The sequence below is a fragment of the uncultured Rikenella sp. genome (assembly GCF_910577125.1).
Taxonomy (GTDB): domain Bacteria; phylum Bacteroidota; class Bacteroidia; order Bacteroidales; family Rikenellaceae; genus Rikenella.
Window position 1 is genome coordinate 1 of sequence record NZ_CAJTMN010000151.1, and the last position, 3,746, is coordinate 3,746.

The following is a 3,746-nucleotide window of genomic DNA, read 5'->3' on the forward strand; positions in this document are numbered from 1 at the left end:
CCCGGCGGGACGGAGCGATACTGCGTATCGCTTACTGGTTTGCCGCACCCCGTTCCCTGTTCGCGCGCCGGGGCGATTCATTCTCTTTCGGCTTACCGCCGAAAGAGTTGAATCGCTTCTTTAGGCGGCGGCGCGCGATCGAACTTCGACTGGCCTCGGGCAGGCCGGGCCCCACGTCCCGTGGACGAGCGAAACTATGTTTCGCTGCGGCAGCCTCTACCCTGTGGGTCGGGCGCCCGGGAGTGACCGCAATTCTTGACACGGGAGCGGCGTGTCGCGGGCCTCCCGGGGGGAGGCGTCCGGCCCGCGCGGTTCTGCGAACCGAAAAAACTTGACCCGATTCTCTGCCATTCGTCCTCGGCGCGGCTCCGCTCCGCCGCCTTTTTCCGCGCGCTGGCGGAAATCTTATTCAAAGCGCAAGACGCTTTGAATGATTTCCTACTTCATCGATCGCGCGCGGTCGAGCTTTGCCCCGCCTGAAACTGGCCTCGGGCCGGCCGGGCCCCGCGTGCCCGCGGTGGGCAATTAGTAGCCTCTACCCAACTCTTTGGCAGACGCGACCCGAACCACAACCCCTAATGGATAATCCGACGGATGGAGTTCGCCTTCCGGATCGCCGACTGTAACCCTTCGACATCATCCCGCTCGATCATGTGCCGCATGATCTGAAGCTGGTGGATGTGCTCCCGAAGGACGTCCAATACGTTGTACTTGTTTTTCAACAGGATCGGAATCCACATCTCACCCGAACTCTTCGCCAGCCGAACCGTGCTCTCGAACCCTCCGCCCGCCAGAGCGAAGATCGCCTCCTCCTCGCGCTCCTTCTCCAACACCGTCAGCGCCAGAGCATAAGACGTAACCTGCGAAATATGGCTGACATACGCCGCATGGAGATCGTGCTCCTCCGGTTCCATTTTCAAAATCGGCATCCCGATCCGACCGTATATCTCCTCGACCCGGGCCAACGCATCGGGGTCGCTCTTGTCACCCTGACAGATCACCACCGAACGCCCCGTAAAAGCTCCCCGCACTGCCGCTTCCGGCCCCGAATACTCCGTCCCCCACATCGGATGGGTCGCCACGAACCGCCCGCGCCGGGCATGCTGAGCAATGACCTCGCAAAGCTCCTCTTTCGTAGAACCCATGTCCATCACGACCTGCCGATCCACTCGATTGAGTATCTTGATAGCCAGCAGCGGAATGGCATTCACCGGAATCGCCAGCACGACCAAATCCGAAGCATCGACGGCCGCTTCGAGCGGCAGCAGCTCGTCCACCAGCCCGAGTTCCAGCGCCTTGGTCGCGTGGGCCGGATCGCGATCCACACCGATCACCCGGTCGGCGAGTCCCTGATCTTTCAACGCCAGGGCGAACGACCCGCCGATCAGCCCCAGCCCGATTATCGTTGCAATCATCTCGTTTTCATCCCGTTAGATCTACTTAAACAGCCTTTCCCAGGCCTCCTGCAAAGTCGCTTCGTCGGCACACAACGACACCCGCACGTACCGTTCCCCTTCACTGCCGAAAATGCCGCCGGGAGTCAGGAAAACCTGGTTTTCTTCCAAAATCCGGTCGATAAAGCCGTAACAATCCGTCCCGGCCGTCAAAGCCGCCTCCGGCAGGCGCCCCCACTCGAAAAGCCCCACTTGTCCGGACCGCACGATGCAACCCAGATCTTCCAAAATCCGCACGGCCCACTTTTCCCGCTCCCGATAAGTCGCGTTGATCTGCGCATACCACTCGTCGCCCAGCTCCAACGCCACGGCCGCCGCCTGCTGCATCGGCACGAACATGGCGTTATTCAGATTACTCTTGCACCGCAGCACGGCCGACAGCACATCCTCGCGTCCCACCATCATCCCCACGCGCCAGCCGGCCATGTTCTGGCTCTTGCTCAGCGAGTTGAGCTCGACAGCCACCTCCCGCGCTCCCGGCACCGCCATCAGGCTCTGCGGGGCGTCGTTACGGATAAAGCTGTACGGGTTGTCGTGCACCAACAGGATATCATGCCGCCGGGCGAAATCGACGAAACGTTCGAAAAGCCCCGCTGTCGGTGCCGTCCCGGTGGGCATGTGCGGATAGTTGAGGAACATCAACTTCACGCCCGACAGGTCGCGCCGTTCCAACTCATCGAAATCGGGCAGCCAGCCGTTCGCTTCGGTCAAGAGGTAATTGTCGACCACCCCGCCCGCCAACCGGACGGCGGCGGCATAGGCCGGATAGCCGGGATTCGGCACCAGCACCCGGTCGCCGGGATTGACGAAGGTCTGGCACAGGTAGGTCAACCCCTCTTTCGAACCGTACAGGGTCAGCACTTCGCGCATCGGATCCAAGGTCACGCCGTACTTCCGGTCGTACCACCCGGCGATGGCTTCGAGCAGCACGCGCTCGCCCTTATAATTGGCATATCCGTGGGTATGCGCATCCTGAGCCCCGCGGTACAAGGCCTCGACGACCGACGGATGGGGCGGCAGATCGGGACTCCCGATGCCGAGATTAATCACCTGGAAGCCGGCCCGCCGCATCTCGTCGATCTGGGCCAGTTTCTTGGAAAAGTAGTACTCTTTGACTTCGCCGAGCCGGTCGGCGATCGCTATGTTCGTCATATCGGTCTGAACTTGAACTCTCTAAATATGTATCCCGCGTGTATATTCGCCGTAGACGGTCAGCCCGTCGCTCACGGAACGCATGTGGGCCACTGCCTCCCGGTATTCCCATACGTCTTCGAACTCCATGTCGAGGTGGAAAAGATAGTGGAAGGGGTCGCTGGGCACAGGATACGATTGCAGTTTGGTCATATTGATGTTGTACCGTTCCATGGTGTTGAGCACGCTGGCGAGCGTCCCTTTCCGGTGGCCGACCTGAAAATAGAGGGAGGCTTTGTTGATGCGTTCGCCGCCGCTCTCGTCGGCCGGGCAGTCGGCGCTCCGACGCAAAACCATAAACCGAGTGTGGTTGTTCTTGATGGTATTGATCTCGGGGGCGATGACTTTCAGTCCGAACAGCCGGGCGGGCAACTCGCCGGCAATCGCGGCGGCATGTCGCACGCGCTGCTCGGCGACCTCGCGTGCCGAAAGGGCGGTGTCTTCGGTCTCGACGAGCCGCCACCCTTTGTCGTCCAGATAATCGGCGCACTGCAACAGGGCCATCGGATGGGACCACACTTCCCGAATCTCGCTCAGCTCGACGTCGGGCAGCACGAGCAGGTTCTGGCGGATCTGCAAATAAACCTCTCCGACTACGCACAACCGGCGATCCTGCAACAGCCCGTAATTAGGCAGAATGCTCCCGGCGATCGAGTTCTCGATGGCCATCAGGGCGGCGTCGGCGCTCGCCTCTTCCAAGGCTTTCACCACACCTCGAAAGGTGGCGCAGGGAACGATCCGAATCTCCTCGCCAAAATATCCTTCGGCGGCTATATGGTGGAAGCATCCCTCATACCCTTGTATCGCTACACGCATGGGCTCCATGTCTCTGGTCTTTAAATGTTCGTTGATTTGCGCCTTATCGGGAGGGTACTGTTCTTTTTGTGAACAAAAAGAACCAAAAAAACTTTAGAGGATGCTTCGCATCCTAAAGCTGCCGGCGGCCCAACCCTCGGACACTTCTTTGGGCCGGGAGCAACGGCGCGCATAGGGTTTAGCTCTCATTAAGCGCGCCGTTGCCCCGACCCAAAAGCAATCGCAGAGAATGAGGACTGCGGAGCCTGAGGAGTAGCGTAGCTATCTAAAAGTTTTTGGTGCCGC

Annotated in this window: 3 protein-coding genes; all 3 read right to left on the reverse strand. The window is 60.1% G+C overall.

Annotated elements, in window-relative coordinates; genetic code table 11:
- Positions 1 to 575: 575 nt before the first annotated feature.
- Genes QZ292_RS09975 through QZ292_RS09985 form a run of 3 tightly spaced genes read right to left on the reverse strand, consistent with a single transcriptional unit; the run spans position 576 to position 3,470 of the window.
- Complete coding sequence (locus QZ292_RS09975; RefSeq protein WP_294601119.1) at positions 576 to 1,415, reverse strand: prephenate dehydrogenase; 840 nt, start codon at positions 1,413 to 1,415, stop codon at positions 576 to 578.
- Positions 1,416 to 1,436: 21 nt separating this feature from the next.
- Positions 1,437 to 2,606: an aminotransferase class I/II-fold pyridoxal phosphate-dependent enzyme gene (locus tag QZ292_RS09980; protein WP_294601121.1), complete on the reverse strand. Its 1,170-nt coding sequence runs from the start codon at positions 2,604 to 2,606 to the stop codon at positions 1,437 to 1,439.
- 21 nt (positions 2,607 to 2,627) lie between these two features.
- Positions 2,628 to 3,470: a prephenate dehydratase gene (locus tag QZ292_RS09985; protein WP_294601123.1), complete on the reverse strand. Its 843-nt coding sequence runs from the start codon at positions 3,468 to 3,470 to the stop codon at positions 2,628 to 2,630.
- Positions 3,471 to 3,746: the final 276 nt, after the last annotated feature.